General features: G+C 37.0%; 12 protein-coding genes. All 12 read right to left on the minus strand.

Annotation, left to right across the window (positions count from 1 at the left end; genetic code table 11):
* Nucleotides 1-47: 47 nt before the first annotated feature.
* The 12 genes from AC1DDK_RS16780 to AC1DDK_RS16835 are packed head-to-tail and all read right to left on the minus strand — an operon-like array spanning nucleotide 48 to nucleotide 16108.
* On the minus strand, nucleotides 48-1421 hold the full coding sequence (locus AC1DDK_RS16780) for an ATP-binding protein (protein WP_337716214.1): 1374 nt from the start codon (nucleotides 1419-1421) through the stop codon (nucleotides 48-50).
* Nucleotides 1415-2896, minus strand: a complete 1482-nt coding sequence (locus AC1DDK_RS16785; RefSeq protein WP_337716212.1) for a contractile injection system tape measure protein — start codon at nucleotides 2894-2896, stop codon at nucleotides 1415-1417. Before AC1DDK_RS16785 ends, AC1DDK_RS16780 begins: the two co-directional genes overlap by 7 nt.
* Nucleotides 2897-2898: 2 nt before the next feature.
* Nucleotides 2899-5748: a hypothetical protein gene (locus AC1DDK_RS16790; RefSeq protein WP_288879316.1), complete on the minus strand. Its 2850-nt coding sequence runs from the start codon at nucleotides 5746-5748 to the stop codon at nucleotides 2899-2901.
* Nucleotides 5749-5754: 6 nt separating this feature from the next.
* Nucleotides 5755-8385 carry a hypothetical protein gene (locus tag AC1DDK_RS16795; protein WP_477633973.1) on the minus strand — a complete coding sequence of 877 codons (2631 nt, stop codon included), beginning with the start codon at nucleotides 8383-8385 and terminating at the stop codon, nucleotides 5755-5757.
* A gap of 23 nt (nucleotides 8386-8408) precedes the next feature.
* Complete coding sequence (locus tag AC1DDK_RS16800) at nucleotides 8409-11627, minus strand: hypothetical protein (protein ID WP_477633974.1); 3219 nt, start codon at nucleotides 11625-11627, stop codon at nucleotides 8409-8411.
* Nucleotides 11624-12055, minus strand: coding sequence for a GPW/gp25 family protein (locus AC1DDK_RS16805; protein WP_172662901.1), 432 nt, complete (start codon nucleotides 12053-12055; stop codon nucleotides 11624-11626). The genes AC1DDK_RS16800 and AC1DDK_RS16805 overlap by 4 nt, the downstream gene beginning before the upstream one ends.
* Nucleotides 12056-12093: 38 nt before the next feature.
* Nucleotides 12094-12345, minus strand: a complete 252-nt coding sequence (locus AC1DDK_RS16810; protein ID WP_172662900.1) for a hypothetical protein — start codon at nucleotides 12343-12345, stop codon at nucleotides 12094-12096.
* A 2-nt stretch (nucleotides 12346-12347) separates the two neighbouring features.
* A complete protein-coding gene (gene vgrG, locus AC1DDK_RS16815) occupies nucleotides 12348-14225 on the minus strand; it encodes a type VI secretion system tip protein VgrG (RefSeq protein ID WP_172662899.1) in 1878 nt (625 codons plus the stop codon).
* A gap of 4 nt (nucleotides 14226-14229) precedes the next feature.
* A complete protein-coding gene (locus AC1DDK_RS16820; protein ID WP_477633975.1) occupies nucleotides 14230-14949 on the minus strand; it encodes a CIS tube protein in 720 nt (239 codons plus the stop codon).
* Between the two features lie 2 nt (nucleotides 14950-14951).
* A complete protein-coding gene (locus tag AC1DDK_RS16825; RefSeq protein ID WP_172662897.1) occupies nucleotides 14952-15113 on the minus strand; it encodes a DUF5908 family protein in 162 nt (53 codons plus the stop codon).
* Nucleotides 15114-15116: 3 nt separating this feature from the next.
* On the minus strand, nucleotides 15117-15662 hold the full coding sequence (locus AC1DDK_RS16830; RefSeq protein WP_172662896.1) for a phage tail protein: 546 nt from the start codon (nucleotides 15660-15662) through the stop codon (nucleotides 15117-15119).
* Between the two features lie 11 nt (nucleotides 15663-15673).
* Nucleotides 15674-16108, minus strand: coding sequence for a phage tail protein (locus AC1DDK_RS16835; protein WP_048905512.1), 435 nt, complete (start codon nucleotides 16106-16108; stop codon nucleotides 15674-15676).
* Nucleotides 16109-16114 lie beyond the last annotated feature (6 nt).

Here is a 16114-nt window from a genome sequence, read left to right on the forward strand (position 1 = left end):
CTCTGATACGGCAACATCTTTCATAGCCTAATATTTTGGACCTCGATCTAAATAGTTTTTCCCTCTTTTCTGAATTCTTTTTTTATACCTTCTAAAAGGTCTTTTTCCCTAATGATATTTTCTTTGCGGTGAAGTGCCATTAAAGAAGCGTATTGAACAACATTTATTATCGAACCACCAGCGAGTTCATATTTTTCTGCAATGCTATCAATATCCAAGTCCTCTTCAAGCTGTACTTTATTACTAAATGTTTGGCGCCATAATATAGATCGTTCGTTACTTTTGGGCACAGGAAAATAGATAATAGACTGTAACCGCCTACCGAATGCTTCATCCACGTTGTTGCGCATGTTGGAGCTTAAAATTACCAAACCGTTGTAATCTTCAAGTCGCTGTAACAGGTATGCAATCTCTTGATTTGCATATTTATCGTGCGCATCAGAAATTGATGTTCTTTTGCCAAATAGCGAATCGGCTTCATCAAAAAACAAGATCCAGTTTTTGTGTTCAGCTTTTGCGAATACTTTTTCCAGATTTTTCTCGGTTTCTCCTATGTATTTTGAAATAACCATTGATAAATCAACTCGGTATACATCTACACCTGCCAGTTTTCCAAAAAGTCCGGCAGTTAGCGTTTTTCCTGTCCCTGGAGGCCCGTGAAATAATGCTTTATAACCAGGTTTCAGTGTTTTTTTCATCCCCCATTCGTTCATTAACACAGGGCCATGTTCTAACCATATTTTAATTTCACCTAACTGTTGCATTGTGTGCCTGTCTAGCACCAAATTATCCCATTCCAGCTGGGTGTTTATTCTTTTGGCAGGAAATTCCATACTAAAGGAAGGCTTGCGCAACTTGCCACCAGTAAAAAGGTCTATATACTCATCGTTAATTAACAGTTGTCCGCTTAAAATGGGTTCGTTTGCAGGAGATGACCCAAGCCAGAGGATATTATGAATTTTAAATAAGTGATCGGCATCAAAGAACTGTTGTACCCAAAAGCGTTTACTTAAATCACTACCTGCGAGTAAAAAAGAAGCGGTTTCGCCTGTTGGCAGAAAACCGCTGTGAAATGCCCCCCTTAAGCCTCCATACTCTGTTACACCGCGATCTTTTAATGTTGTTTTGATGAAAAAAACATCAAGTAATTGGGGAGCAATATGTGGAAGCAAAGCTAAAACTAAAATTAACCGTTCAGAAAAAGACAGTTGATAGAATTGGATAAATTCAGAGAATACAGAATTTTTATGATCAGATTGAGGTGGTTCTACGTCATAAATAGATTCATACTCACATTCTTCTCCAAAATGTAACTTTAATCTTGTTTGAAGTACTTTTTCAAACCAGTTAATTTCATCAAGCAGATCTAATGCATTTAAATGAAATGCATCTTTTTTTAAAACTTGTTCATCCGTTACCATTCTGTATGTATAATTTCTTTTAACCAGGGAAGTTTAATGGTACCAATGCTCCAGGGCAAACGATCAAGAAGAATATCAACTCCGGTACGTTCAATCTGGATTAGCCAGGAATTATCTTTGGGCGTTATTTTGCCCTGACGCTGGAAAAATGTATTCTGAAGTGCTTCAATACTTGATCCTTTTAAGGCATCCCAGTAGCTTACAACTGTTTGAAGCAGTAGTTTTGATTCTTCCTTTTCTTTTTTTTTGAGTTTAATGCCATTTGGAATTAAGTCGATATGCTGCATGCCACACAGAATTTTGTTCAATGGCATTTCCCATTCATTATATTTTTCGTTTCCGCATTGCAAATAATAGAGCAGAACCGCTGCACGCACATGAGAATCGGGAGATATAAATCGATTTTCATTATTAATGATCTCTAAATCTTTAAAGTAAGCTGGCAGAAATGGATGTAGCAGGATTAATCCTGCATTTTCTATATATACACGCTCTTTAAGTTGATGGTTGTTGACAGATTCTTTTATCTGTTCTTTTTTAGGATCGTCTGCTAAGTTTATTGTATTAGCCTCAATCAAATCATCGTAAACATGTTTTCTTAAGTTGGAGCTGGCTTGGCTAAGCGTAGCATCTTTTAGTCTATTTTTAAGTTCTTCAGTTGAGGCAGGAAAGGATTTTTTTAAATAGATCAGGAAGTTTTTGATGAGATCTGTTTCATCAACGTTTAGTATAGTAAAAGCTAACAGTTGCTTTAAGAATATCTTTTTCGGAATATTAAAAAGCTTCGCTATTTGATTTTTCTCCCATAGAAGTGTGTTGATGTTTATTTTAATAGAATTATCCGGATACAGATTTATAAGATGGTTGATGTAGATCTCAAGATCAGTACTTGTCATATAATCTGTAAACCTGCTGAATGTTCGTTCTGCTTCGAGGATGGATAGTGCTTTGATTTTAGTTAATAACTTAAGAAAGAATTCTTTTTGTTCTTGCTCATCAAAAGCTTTAAGAACTTCGGACGGTGATTTTCTAAGCTGTTTTTCGTACCACCAGGGATAGGTTCCATTTTCAAGAAAATACAATAAGGCAATTTTTTTCTGGTTCTTCTCGCTATTATATTCTATCGAGGATGATGATGTATTGGGTGCAGGATTAAAATTATCATCTACAGAGAAATCTCTATTGTATGGGTTTTCTTCGAACTGTTTTTTAAGCTCGCTAACAATCTTCTCTTCTACAATTTGTACAAATCTGGTTTTGAAGTCGCTTACCTGTAGATTACCTAGATCAACCTGAATTGAGTTAATGCTTACATAACTATCCTGATGTATGTTTTGGTGAAAAATCCGTTCATAAATTTCAGGTAGTTTGCTGGTTATTATTTCATTTAAATATTGTTTGCAATCAAACGCAAGTTTTTCATCACTGGCCTGGAGCCTGATTTTTTGCCTGCGGATAATTACATCACCATTCACAATTAGCGATTAAGTTTAAAACCTCTGGTAATAACATTTGCTTTACCTACAGTAACGGCTCCTTCTTTTCTTATGGCTTCATCTTTAATTAAGCTGATGCCTCCCTGTACTTCTGCTAAGGCAGCATTTACATCTCTGGCGTTTGTTACATCGCCGGTTATTGCCGTATTTCCCAGTTTTTCGGTAATTACATTGGCATTTTTAATGTAATCTTTTTCAGCAGCAATTCTTTCCGGAGTTCCGGCGGCAAGGCGTTCCATCTTATCTTGAGCAGCTCTTAAAGCATCTAAGTCTGCTGTTATTCCTAAATCTTTACCAGGAACTGTAAATTTTGTTGGTGTAAGTACTGTGGTAAATAAAGACGAATTCTCGTTTAAACGTTTATCAAATCCGTCGAGTTTAATATTCAACCCCTTAATGCTTTCCTCTACTCCTTTATTAACCCTTACATTGATCCTATCATCTAAATCTATATCCTTGATATAAGGAACAAGCTTCAGATTAAGGTCTTTAGTGTAATTAGGTATAATTTCGAAAACATGATCTATTGGGAATTTCGGAATTATTGGCGTTCCCGGAGGCAATGGTAAAGGAAGTGGAGTATATATTGGTGGGTTGTTTATCACATCCTTATCAATACTGGCGTAAGGAAGCATAAAATCAGCCACTACTGTCTTATCATCTGCAGTGTAAACAATTACAAATGTTCCCCCCCGTAATACACCACCGGCATGTTCCAAGCCAGGATTTTCTTTCATAAAGTTGCCGAGCATTAACCCGGTTTTCTTTTTGATTATTGTGTTTTGATAGATACTTGAAATAACATCCGTTTTTCTGAGGATGTCGGAATTTAGTATGAAATCGTGTGGAATGGCCGTATTTGAAAACGTAAACTGTTTGGTTTGTGCTTTAACATTGCTGGCTGCAGTAATGATGTTTGATACTGCAGAACGGTACTTTACATAATCAAACCTTGCGTCACCAATGTCTACAGCATTATCATACACATTTTGCCTGGCAGTTTTAAATTCAGTTGCAGGAATTAATGTGGTAGCTGCATCTGTTACTTTTACAAGATCATCGTTAACTGAGTCAGCATCATCCATTCTATCAAAAAATGTGCTCTTTATCGATTTTTCATACATATATAAATGGGGAAAAAACCATGGCCTTGGAGGAATTGTTTCTAATTTCTTCTCAACCTGAACAGATATAATATTTATCGGCAAATTATTTTCCAGAATAATTTTGTTAAGCGAGGCTTCAACATCAGCAAGTTTAAACCCTATGTGCCCTTCTACCCTGAAAAAAGTGTATTTAAGGATGTTATATTTTAAGGGGGTAATTGTAGCGCCAACATTGGAGTATTGATTTGAATTATAAGATAGAATCTGGCTCTCTTTTTTGCGGTTGTTCGCATTAAAATTCCAGTATAGATTTATAGGAAAGCTTGCATTATAACTATAATAGAAAGGTATACTTCGTTCGCCAAGTGGTGCATCTTCAAAAAGACTTGGTATTATTTTAAGGCCAGTATCTACAGAACGGAAATCCTCAGCTTTTGGAACTTTAAAACTGTTTATCATACTATGAATACGCATGAAATTGAATCGTGTTACTTCATCTGAATCATTAGAGCTGTTCAATATCGGCGATTCGTAAAAATGATGGCGATATTCCAAATCTATATGTATTTTATTGAACCGCTTGATCAATATGCCAAAATTGAACCGGATATTACTTGGTTTTAAAATATTTGCGCGAAGCAAACTAGATATTGGTCTGGCTTCGAGTACTGGTCGTTCTCCTATAGGCGGAATTCTTAAATCTGGAAAAATTACTGGTATTGGATTTTTTAAGGTTGCATCCCTAACCAAACCAATCAACACATGTTTAGGAAATAAATCAACATCTGGTGAGGCCAGCATATCATCTGAAAATAAGCTTTCTCTAAGCTCGTTATATGCATAACTAATGTCGCGGGCATAATCATATACATATTGACCGTAAAAGGACTCACTAAGCTTAAATTGTTCCTCCAGTAAGCTTTTCCACTTCTCTGTTGGATCGCCACCTTCAAAATCATCTTCAACCACCAGCTTGCAAACCTGGTAAGCTTTAGTAAGCTTGGCTATAATATCGTCCTTTACAACTAAAGCATTATTAAATGATGCGTTAAGCTCTTTATACGTGTCCAGGTCGGTATTAACCATAACCCTGGGGATGTTGAGGTCGTCAAGTGAAAAATAATCTTTATTCATTGAAGGCATGCTTTGAAGCAAAGCGCCAATATTATTTTTATGGATAAGCAAAATCTTTAGCTCTTTTACGGCGATAACGCCTTTATTGTCACAATCTGTTCCGGTACATAAATCGGGATCATTGTTGTAATCTTCCAGGTATAAAATACCTGCATAATCTTTTAGTGCAGTACCGGTTGTTGCCTCCAGCGTTGCTAAATCTTTTCCTGGTATAGCTCCTACCAACCGGCTATCTCTTAATTCGAACATCGGTAAGGGCTGATCACTATCATTAAGAAAATAAGGATATTTGGCGTTTAGATCTTCAAAAACATCATACTGATCAAACTCCTGATCGTAATCGAAATACAATAGATCGCCATCGGTAGTAATTGCGGCGCCTTTTGAAACTACAAGATGTTTGTTATCTATTACCCCTATTTCCAGTCCATAAATAATCCCGACACCAATTGCTTTGGTTCGTGTTAATTTGTTCTGTACGTCCAGATAGTTGAATAAATCATTCAACTGATCTGCCGTTAATACCTGATCATTTTCGAAAATAGTAAAGCGGGTATTGTCTTTACTAATTTGGTCGAGCACATTACCCATAATATTTTATGTTTTAAGAGTTCCCAATGCGTTTTGATTTAGCATAAAGAGCGTCCGCTCTTCACTACTACTACAATCTTCGAGTCTGGCCACCGGATAAATAGACCTTAATGCGGTTAAAATGGTTACAAACTCGTTTAATTTTGTATTTGTTGTGTCTTCTGTTTTCCCTGATTTTACATCCAGCCATTCTTTGTACGCATTTTCGAATGTGATTAATTGCTCATTGCTTACCCAGCAAATCTTTACAAAAGTGTGTGCCGGGGCTTCCATTCTGATTGTTCTTTCGGCATATTGCCTAAAAGCGATGTTGAGAAAACGCGGCGTATATGCAGGTAAGATAATGCTGATCCGAAATGAATAAGGGTCTTTATCTTCACAGTCTTTACAGCCATCATCAACACAAATTGGCATAAAGCCGGCTTCATCGTCAGGGATTAATTCTGGTGCTTCGGTTGAAGGGTCGTTTATTATTTTGACCTGAGGAGGCAACAAAAGCATGTGTTCTATTAAGAACATACCTTCATCAGCTCTGTTTTTAGTAACCAGTAAAACCAGTTGTTGCAGATCCAAACTTGCATCATTCATGGAGGAATAAAGCTTGGTACTGGTGMCTATTACTTTATTTGCGTTTAAAACCTGATAATAAAATGTACCATCGCCATTATCTATTGTTTTCAAATTCTGAGCGTGGTAAATCAGACTGATCGAATCTTCAAGTGCAAAACGAGCCCCTTCTTCTCCAGGGAATTTCTCGGAACCTTCCAACAGAATAGTTCCATTTTTGAAATCTGTTATCCTGTACCAATATTCGTCATTACCTGATCCGTTAAGCCCATGCTGAATCTCTGTATTCAGGTTAACAAGATTACGCCTATTCAGGTTGTCGAATCCAAGCAAGCGCTGCAATCTTTTTTCAAGACCGCTTATATTATTACTATCCCATAATTGATCCTGTTTAGCATAATTATAGCTGGAGAATCGTTTTGAGCTATATTCAGGATAATTTTTTAAGAAATTGGCCTTATCCTGAACAATATCTTCGGGATTTATGACAGATGGAATAATTACATCTTTAGGGTTTGAGGTAAAGCCCGAATAAAGCACGTTTACATACTCAGAGAATGATTCAGAAAACCTGGAGAGCAAATGATCAAGAAACAAGTTGCGACGCTTGTAGTATGTAATTTTATCCTCTGCAGCAGTCTGTACTTTTGTATCTATAGTAGCATTATCTACAAAAATCTCGTCAGCGTCTTTAAAACTCCTTACCGTATTTGCGAAATAGGTGTTTTTCTGGATGTCAGTGGAGAATAGATTGCCCAGATTTGAAAGTTGTGAGAAAGAATTGGCCAAATGCTGATCAAAAAAGTACAGATATCCTTGCAGTTGTTTTGCCTGGGCAACACGTTCTGCGGTTGCATTTTCTGGTAGGCCCCAGTGGCTTATTCCATAGTTTTTTGGAAAGTGATTTTGAATAGAATAATAGTTCCCTATGTCTTCAAAAGTACCTGTGTMAAATTGTATATCTTCAGTTCTTACCAGATCATTACCAGTAATATAATCGTTCATCGATTTGTCGAACCTGCTCTTTATGATATTCATATCAGGCCTTAATGGAATGCCATTTTTATAAATCAGGACATTTGAATCCAAAATGTTTATGATTGGTTGTTTACCTCGTTTAACTGGAATTATCCATTTGTTGCTGAGTTCTTTAGTTTGATCAGTTGGGTTAAATATAATATCAAGGATATTGCTTACTCCAGATGCATTAAGCATTTGCTGCATAATGTCTGAAAGATGGATTTCCTTTTTCAGATCGGAAGCTAAAAGTTCTTCCTCTTTTATAAAACCATGAATCAGTAACGGTCCTTCAAATATCACATCCGAAGTGTAGCCGCTATCAATGAGATCATTTAACCAATAAAATTTTATAAGCGGTGTCAGGTAGAGCTGAATATTAAAAAATAGTTCTGCAAGGGTCTCAAACGGATCAGCATCAGATTTTATTTCAATCTCACTGCAAAGCCTGAACTCTTGCGTAGTTATTTCATTAATGGTTAAAAAATCTTCACAAAGGTTCCTGTTCTGCATTACCAGTTCCAATACTTCTGTTTTTATCAGTTCTTTACTATCATTAGCAACATTGGTATCAAACTCTATTAGTACATCATAATAGCCCAACACATCAACAGGTTCCCATTTAAGGCTTTCTGGCTGTGTGAATTGAAGTTTTTTAAGGGTAATGTCGGCAAACATACCAAGGCTCCTTTTCTGCAACCAGGCATTTTTTACGCCTTCAATATCGATAATCAGCTTGCGGTAATCGTTAATGGTTACTGCCTTGTTCGGAAATATTTTTGAAGCTGAAAAAAAGTGCTTTAGAATATTTTCCCTTGCATCTTTAGATGTGGCAAGCAGATCAGGAATGGTGTTGTTTGTTCTATAACTTAAATCAGTAATTGCATAGCAAAGCAACTCGAGTATGGTAATGCCCGGATCATGAACATTGTAATCTGTCCAGATATCAGAGCCTGTTTTTTCAATAGATCCAATACCCGTTTTTCGTAGTTCTTCATAATCAAAAGCATCGCTTTGCGGTTTTTTCGACGAAATACTTAGTGCTTCACTCATGTGAATTAGAGGTTTATTTTAGTTCAGATTAATAATTTCATTGTTCTGGGAAGTGCTATAGAAGAACTTGATGAATCGCTTACAATGTTATGCTGAGTATGTGACACCAAAATAGATGCGGGATTAGAGGCTTCTGCAACTTCTACATTTCTTCCGAAGGCTCTTTTATTTGGAGAAAATTTATAAAGAGAAAAATCAGTCAGATAGTCAATGTACTCGAGGTCTTCTAAAAATTTAATGACCATCGACTTTGTAATTTTACCCCCAAAATGAATGTCATTTCCTGTATTGTTCATCCAGGGGGATAAAAATTCCTGTAATTTCAGATTGATTACCTTTTGATAATAGTTAAACTCATAGCCCTTTTTTAATTTTAAACTAACCGATACTTTTACTGGCTCATAACTTGGATTCACCACCTGGTAAGATGCCMAGGCAGATGAATGCTTACTTAAAAAAGTATTGATTTCATCAAGCGTATTTTTATCAACCTTTGGTTTAAAAGGGTCAATAGCATTGTGGTTGGTTAAATCAGGAACTACCACAATTAATGTATTTCCAGGTGAATAAAATGAACCTATAGTTGCATGGTTAATGCATTTAACTTTGTGAATCGTTGGAAAATGCTGCAGAATAAGACGCTCGTAATCCCAAATGGCAACGGTTCTTTCTTTATGGCGCAAACGTTCACTTGCACGAGTATAATACGCAGCATCATTTTCTTTTACCGCACCGCCAAAGGAAGAATAAGGCTGGGTAATTTTTTTAATTGCCGCAGTTTCAATCTTTAGTTTGGTAATTGTATTGGCTGGCAGCGCTTTGGCCAAACGCAATGGATCATTATTCTGATCATCAAAAATGACAATTCCGGCATTTGCCTGCACATCAATCAGGTTGCAAACGCTATCAGTATCTTTTATTATCGCTGCTTTTATCCAAAGTAAATTGCCAGGTAGAATTGTGTTAGATGTTGTAGCTTCTTTTGGTATGACTATTTTTATAACTCCACTGGCAAGTAAGCCGTTAGTGGTATCAAAAATAAAATCATCGTTTGTAAGTGTTTTCCAATAGTTATCGCAGAGCACACTCCATTCTAAAGTTATTTTCGGTTTTTCTGGATTTGCGCTTCCCTCAGCTATCTGGAATAAAATACTTGCGGAATCTTCTGCATATAAATCACTCAAACCAATTAGTAACTCGCCTTCTGTGTTATACTGTGGTACCAGTTTTACTAAAGTATTGTTTAGAAACGAGTGTTTGCTTCGGGTATAAGCATGTTCCCTTGCCTGCCCGAAGGCACCATAATGAAATAATTCAATCTCTTCATCAACATAATCATTTAATGAGGTTCCACTAAAATTAATTTTGGCTGTTGTTGCCGTATAATTTAAAGAAATTGATTGAATTTCAGGCGAGAATGGTTCTGCAGGGAGCTTAAGTTCTCCTCCGCTAAGACTATATCTTAAAATTTCAGCGGTATATTTTTCCCTGTAATCTTTAAACAAAAAACTATTGTCAAGTTTAAGATGTAACTGGCCTTTGCGGATGTCTTTGTAGAGATTAAGAATTAGCTGTAGTGCGGGCTTATATAATTGAAGCGTTTGGGCTGATTTAGCATTTACGAAATTGACCTTTTGCTGAATGTTGGAGAATCCCGGTAACAGATAAGACATTTTACTGCTTACTGTTTGCAATACCGATTGCCCCGGATTAATGTAATATGGGGTATAAAACTGTGGAAGTATAAAAAATGGAAATAAAATGGCGTAATCGGGATTAGTAAATTTCCAACTGGTTTGTAACTGAGCGTTTGATACATTGAAGAGCTTTACCGGTTCGTAACTTTTTTTCCAGGAATAACCATCTTTAAATGCAGCAGACGCACTGAAATAACTATTATTTATGTTTGAATTGCCGTAATTTGCAAAATAAGTTTTAAGGTTGGAATCTGGAATATTTTTCCAATCTACATCAAGGGAAAAGCTTTTTAGGCGCTTTGAGAAGGTTTCTTCATGAAGAATATAAAAATTAGAATTTTMTTCTGATAAAGGCCCGAATGGTTTAAAAGGTTTTTTAGGATTTAATGTTCCAAAATCGTTTTCGAGTTCTATTGAAGAAATACCCTGAACATCAACCTCTATAGTTGCATCTACAAGTTCGGCATTCATGAGATTCTGATAACCGAAATCTGTTTTTTCATTGTTTACAATAATCTGTAATATTGGATTGGTCGTATCAAATTCTCCACCGTGTGCAGCCTTATCGTAAACAATTACTGCAGGCTCATCTTTGCTTATATTTAAAGTAAATTCTATTCTATAATTGAGATTGTCTGATGATGTTATTACTGCTGAAGTAAGTTTTGGTCCTATCCATCCCTTTTCTCCGGTAATACTTACTTTAAAAAGATTGGAGGTGAGTACACTATTTTTTGCAGATGCATCAAGCCCTCTTAGCGTTAGGTATATTTTAATGCTCCTGGTGCCCTCTTTCATTTTCAAGATGCTACTCGACAGGCAAAAGCCAATCTGCGCCAGTGGCATTGAGGAATTACCGAAACCACTCCATTTTGGATTTCCGGGGTCTAGAATAGCGCCTAGCCCATCCTTGGAATTTGCTATTGGAGCGTGAAATACAACATTTCGGTTAACAGGGTTAACATAAAGGGATTTAAGCTGAGCCACCTTTGATGGGTTTACCACCATATCTTGCTCAAGTTTATATCCAATGTCTCTCTTTGTATTGTCTTTACCCGCTAAAAGTAATGTGCCAGCGGTTAATAAAGTATTTTCAGTATTTTTTTTAAGTTCAAAAATTACGTGTGCTTTATCTGCTATTGGTGGCGCTTGGTTTAGTTTTAAAACATCGTGGTAGTAAAAGTCCAGGTGGCGCTGTGTAAGGGTATTCATCAAAGCCTTTGGTTTTTCCATCAGCTCGATAAAAGTGTTCCATAAAGCGAGGTGTGGAGGCAATGATTTGTTGTTTGCCATTGCATTTATCTCTTCGATACTTAAATCGAAAAAGCTATCCCATTGGCCACTTTCTGTTAGGTTTTTGTTAACAGCATCAATATCAAAAAACTTGACATGTTTTGAAACCTCCTGTACAAACTTATAGTAATCTGCTTTTGTACGTTGATCGACGGGCGCAATTGCAGGATCTAATAACGCTGACATTCGTTCTTGTTGCGTTTGCCCGTCGCGTTTAAGAATAACTTTATAATCTATTGCTTTAGCGCTCATGCCAATTTATTATTAGCCTCGTTAAGATAAAACGGATAAACAAGATTGAAACGGGTATTGGTGTTGATTACCTCATAATCAACAGAAATATCGATTCTGCCCTCAGTAATGAAATCATCAAGAAGATTTACAAGTAGTAACTTAATTCTTGGTTCAAACATTAGAATGGCGTTTTTTACAGTTATTTTTATTGAAGTTTCTGTTGAAGTACTCATTGCTTCGAACACATAGTTTTCAAGATTACAACCGTATAAAGGTTGTAGAAATCTTTCTCCAATGGTTGTCGACAATAAAATTTCCAAACTCTTATTTATATCTTCCTCGTCGGAGGTCATTAAAACCCGGTTAGTTTGCTTAGAGAAAGTTGGAGGAAAACTCCATCCTCTTCCAAGAAATGAAAGTTCGGATACATCTTTAAGCTTATCCATAATTTTTTAATATTTGGTACTTGCTTTATGTTTATGGGTCAAATAATTTCAACTACCGCGTTATATAGCGTATCATCATTGAACTTTGTTTTTATTACAAAAGCTTCAGGATGAGCTTTTAAATGATTAATTACCCCTATGGCTACTGCCACACATAAAAGCGTCATCTGTTTATTTGTTTCTGGAGGATTTTTCCCCATTACTTCTGGATAATGCTCATTGAATGCAGCCTGAATTGCTTCTGCCATGCTTCCGGCAAGATCTGAGGGGGTTCCTGGAATTAAGGCCATAATTATCCTGTTTTAACTTTTACTGATAATAGACTTGGTGTAGCTGGTGGCATTGGAGGAACGGGTGGTGCAGGACTCACAGGTAATCCCAGCGCGGTCTCACCAGGGTGCATATGTGTAGCGTATATGTTTACAATTTGGTTTAGGTAAGTAAGTAATTCATCTCCAAATACAAGTGGATGAGAAGCACCGTCAACAAGTTCTATCTGAGGGGCATCCACCACTACTTTTGTATTTCCATGTACTTTTATCAGTCCTCCATTGATATCTATATTTATTTCATTACCGTTGGCATCTTTTACTGTAATAGCCGAAGGCTCAGTAATGATTTTATTTCCACTCTGATCTTCAACACTAAAGCCTTGTTTATCATCGCTAATGAATACTTTGTTTTCTCCAGGGGTTTCAATTTTAATTTCTTTGATGTCATCATCAAAAGTCAATTTCAATTTTTCGCGGGAAGTGTAACCCTTTTTATGGTTGTCATTTGAAGGTTGTATCGGTGGAACTTTATTGGAACTGTGAAGCATGCCCAAAATAACAGGCTGACGAGGGTCATCGTACAAAAAACCAAGAAGCACTTCATCGTCAAGCTCTGGTCTGAAGAACATTCCTCTTTCATTTCCCGCATCTGTTAGGGCTATCCTTGCCCATACTCCATCATCATTCGCATTAATATAAGGCATTTTTACCCTAACACGTTGTTCTCCATCAGGGTCCTCATTATCGGTAACAATGCCGGTATGTAACCCAATTACGCCTGGTAATAATCCGCCGGCTTTTGGTGCAACAATATGGTTTTCTTCCATAAACGAATCAGGACTATGACCAAACTGAACATGTGTTTTCCATCCGTTTGACAGGGTATAATCGTGTCTTACACCGCTTACAAAAGCCTTTCCATTAAATCGTTGGCCTAGCCCATTCAATTCCACCACATCGCCCGGATTAATGTTAGCAATACCTTGAAATTTCACTTTGCCTCTTATTTTCGATAATCTGGATTTCAACAACTCTGCATCGGCCCAGGCTTGAGTTTCCTGTGGATCTATTGAACCCGAATGGTTTAGCGATATTTCAGCGGGGCTGGCAACTGAAGCTAACTCTGTTGTTGTAAAGCTCCCCTGCTCTTCTAAATCAGAAGGGTCGTTGGCTGTGGATTCAGCTATTTCCTGGTTGGCCATATCCCATGCTTTACCAATTACTGAAGTATATTGATTTCTGCTATCCATCTCTGCATCGAGTTCTATAATTGTTGCTCCATGTAAAAGCGAGAGAATGGCCTCGCCGGTAACCGTGGGTTTTTTAATAACGATGTTTTCGTCGTTTGTCAATATGATATTACCATTTGCTTCTGCCCTGCTTAAAATGAAGTCCCAATCAGTAGAATTGTATTGAACCATTTCTTTGTAAGTTACATCGGTAGATTCAACGTTGATATCCGTAAAACCCGCATCTTCTAAAATCTGGGTGATAATATCCGAATCAGGGAGATCATGAAAATAGGCATTCTTACGACCGATCGTTGTTTTTATTGCTTTGTGCCTACATTCTACTGTAAGCAACGGTGCCATACCCGTTCTTATCTTGAGTGATTGTTTAATTATAATTCCTTTGAATATATTTACAGTAGTGTCTGAATCCCCTGCTTCAATTTCTATTTCGTTGCCTGGGCTGAATAAATCTCCATCAGTTAATGGAAATATCCCGTCAGAAGCATCTCCATCCTGAAAAACTAAAATGGCAGAAGATATCTTATTGACCACCTTGGTAACAAAAACAGATTGCTTAGCTACCGATTGAGGTACATCTTCGCCGTTTATTTTGAGTTTGAATTCAGCAACCGACTCAACTTCAGGAATCATTCTTTCTTCAGCCATTGCCTTACGATTTTACATTCTTATCAAAAGGTGGAAAAACCAATTTCTGTCCGGGTATCAAATCCCTGAAATTTTTCAAATTATTAACCTTTGCTATTTCCAGATAATATTTAAAATTGCCGTAAATTTTATGAACCATTGCTGGTAATGTATCCCCCTCTTTTACAATTCGGATATGGGTAAGGTCTGCGGATTTTTTATCTTCTTCGGCTTCAATTTGCTCCTTGGCTCTTTTTTCAATGAAAGTTGCTGTAATAATTGCCCGAAGTGGTTTGCCTCCGTTATTAAATAGTTTGTATTGGATATTTGCTGTTTTTAAGATACAATCAAATGCAAACTGGTTGGCCCTGTACCAAATTAAACCTGGCCAATTTATACGAAGAAATCTAGTCCTATGCCCTTTACCATCATACCCTGTAGTTTGATAAAATTCAATAATCTTATCCTTAACATCCAATGGAACTCCTGTGGCATTTGTACCATCTAAAAAAAACTTTAATGTAACTTCAAATGGTGTAGTGCCAAGAAATGGCCCTGCATTACCTGTTGCTCCACTTGCAGGATTCTGCTCTGATAAAACAGTGTAATTAAKCGTAATTTCATCAGGATTAATAAAAGTAGAAAATGTTTTCTCCGAGTCTCCTGCCCGATCAATTTTCTCCCATGACTCAATTTTAAGCTTATCAGCAGGCTTAAAGGGATTTAAGGCATCAAGAATTCCCATGGTCACCGTTCATTTTTTTGTTTAAGGATTTCCATAACCTGCTCTACGCATTCTTTAATGATGTCTTCTTTTGAAGGAGTATTGCTGCCCTGATGAGCCCCTGAAGAAGAAGCATCATCAGACACAGATACAGCGATTTCGATTTCGTTTATTATAATCGGCATAATCTAAAAACTTACAGATCCAGAGACACCTCCGCTTATTGCGCCCCCAACGGCGCCTACAGCCCCCATTAACAAATCATCGAGCCCCATAGGTTTAAAATACTGGTAGGTTAACTCTAATGTTTCTACTACCATTGTATTTTGCTCTGCATTGAATTCGGAGACGTCAATTTTAGTTGGGTAGGCATTAAAAACATGCCATACGTTTAGCGGAATGTGACTGTCGTTCAATAAACTCACAAGGATGTTTTTGGGCTGAAAATTAAAATTTTCGATACTGTCCCGACACCAGTGACTTACAAAAGACCCTAGAAACAATCCGCGTTTCAGTACCAGTTTGTTGTACTGAGGAACGCCGGGAAACTGGTGTTTAAACCTGTTCTCCCCGCCTTCGGCCACAGTTTCTGTTGTAATACTTGCACTTAATCCGCTTACACTTTGGAAACGCACATCCTGAGGCGTTTGCGGGAACATTTCAAATACAACAAGAAAATGAAAGCCAACAGGTGGATAGATTAATCCATCAATGATACCACTGATTAAACTCATAATATTATAGGTTAATCACCATTTTGTATAGTAAGCCCTTCATGGGCCAGGTCAAGTTGTTCAATAGCAACTTCACTTCCGTCAGCCTTTAGATCTGTACTTTGTATTTTAATTGGAAAGGCGTTCTTAATTTTCCAGGTTACTACAGGTTCATGATTTTCATTAAGTAGTTTTATAACTACATCCCGCCTTTCAACAGTATTAAGGCTTATGGTATTTAACCATTGATAGAACTCATTATCTGCAGCAAAAACCCCTCGTTTTAGTGTGATGTTGCTAAATTCCCTCATACCGGGCATTTTAATTTTACTGAATTCTGGCGATGCTCCGTCACGATATTCAATCAGTTTGTTTTCGATATTTAATCCGCTTACTTCCGTAAAGCCAATTTTGGTTCCGCCCCAGTCAACCTGGAAATGAAACTTTGGTAGTGGATAAGTTGCCATTTTATT

It is taken from the genome of Pedobacter sp. 05T44, assembly GCF_056395985.1.

Coding starts and splice junctions, on each gene's coding strand:
- AC1DDK_RS16835 (WP_048905512.1), bottom strand. CDS start 16,108: ATGGCAACTTATCCACTACCAAAGTTTCATTTCCAGGTTGACTGGGGC.
- AC1DDK_RS16825 (WP_172662897.1), bottom strand. CDS start 15,113: ATGCCGATTATAATAAACGAAATCGAAATCGCTGTATCTGTGTCTGAT.
- AC1DDK_RS16780 (WP_337716214.1), bottom strand. CDS start 1,421: ATGGTAACGGATGAACAAGTTTTAAAAAAAGATGCATTTCATTTAAAT.
- AC1DDK_RS16830 (WP_172662896.1), bottom strand. CDS start 15,662: ATGAGTTTAATCAGTGGTATCATTGATGGATTAATCTATCCACCTGTT.
- AC1DDK_RS16805 (WP_172662901.1), bottom strand. CDS start 12,055: ATGGATAAGCTTAAAGATGTATCCGAACTTTCATTTCTTGGAAGAGGA.
- AC1DDK_RS16810 (WP_172662900.1), bottom strand. CDS start 12,345: ATGGCCTTAATTCCAGGAACCCCCTCAGATCTTGCCGGAAGCATGGCA.
- AC1DDK_RS16790 (WP_288879316.1), bottom strand. CDS start 5,748: ATGGGTAATGTGCTCGACCAAATTAGTAAAGACAATACCCGCTTTACT.
- vgrG (WP_172662899.1), bottom strand. CDS start 14,225: ATGGCTGAAGAAAGAATGATTCCTGAAGTTGAGTCGGTTGCTGAATTC.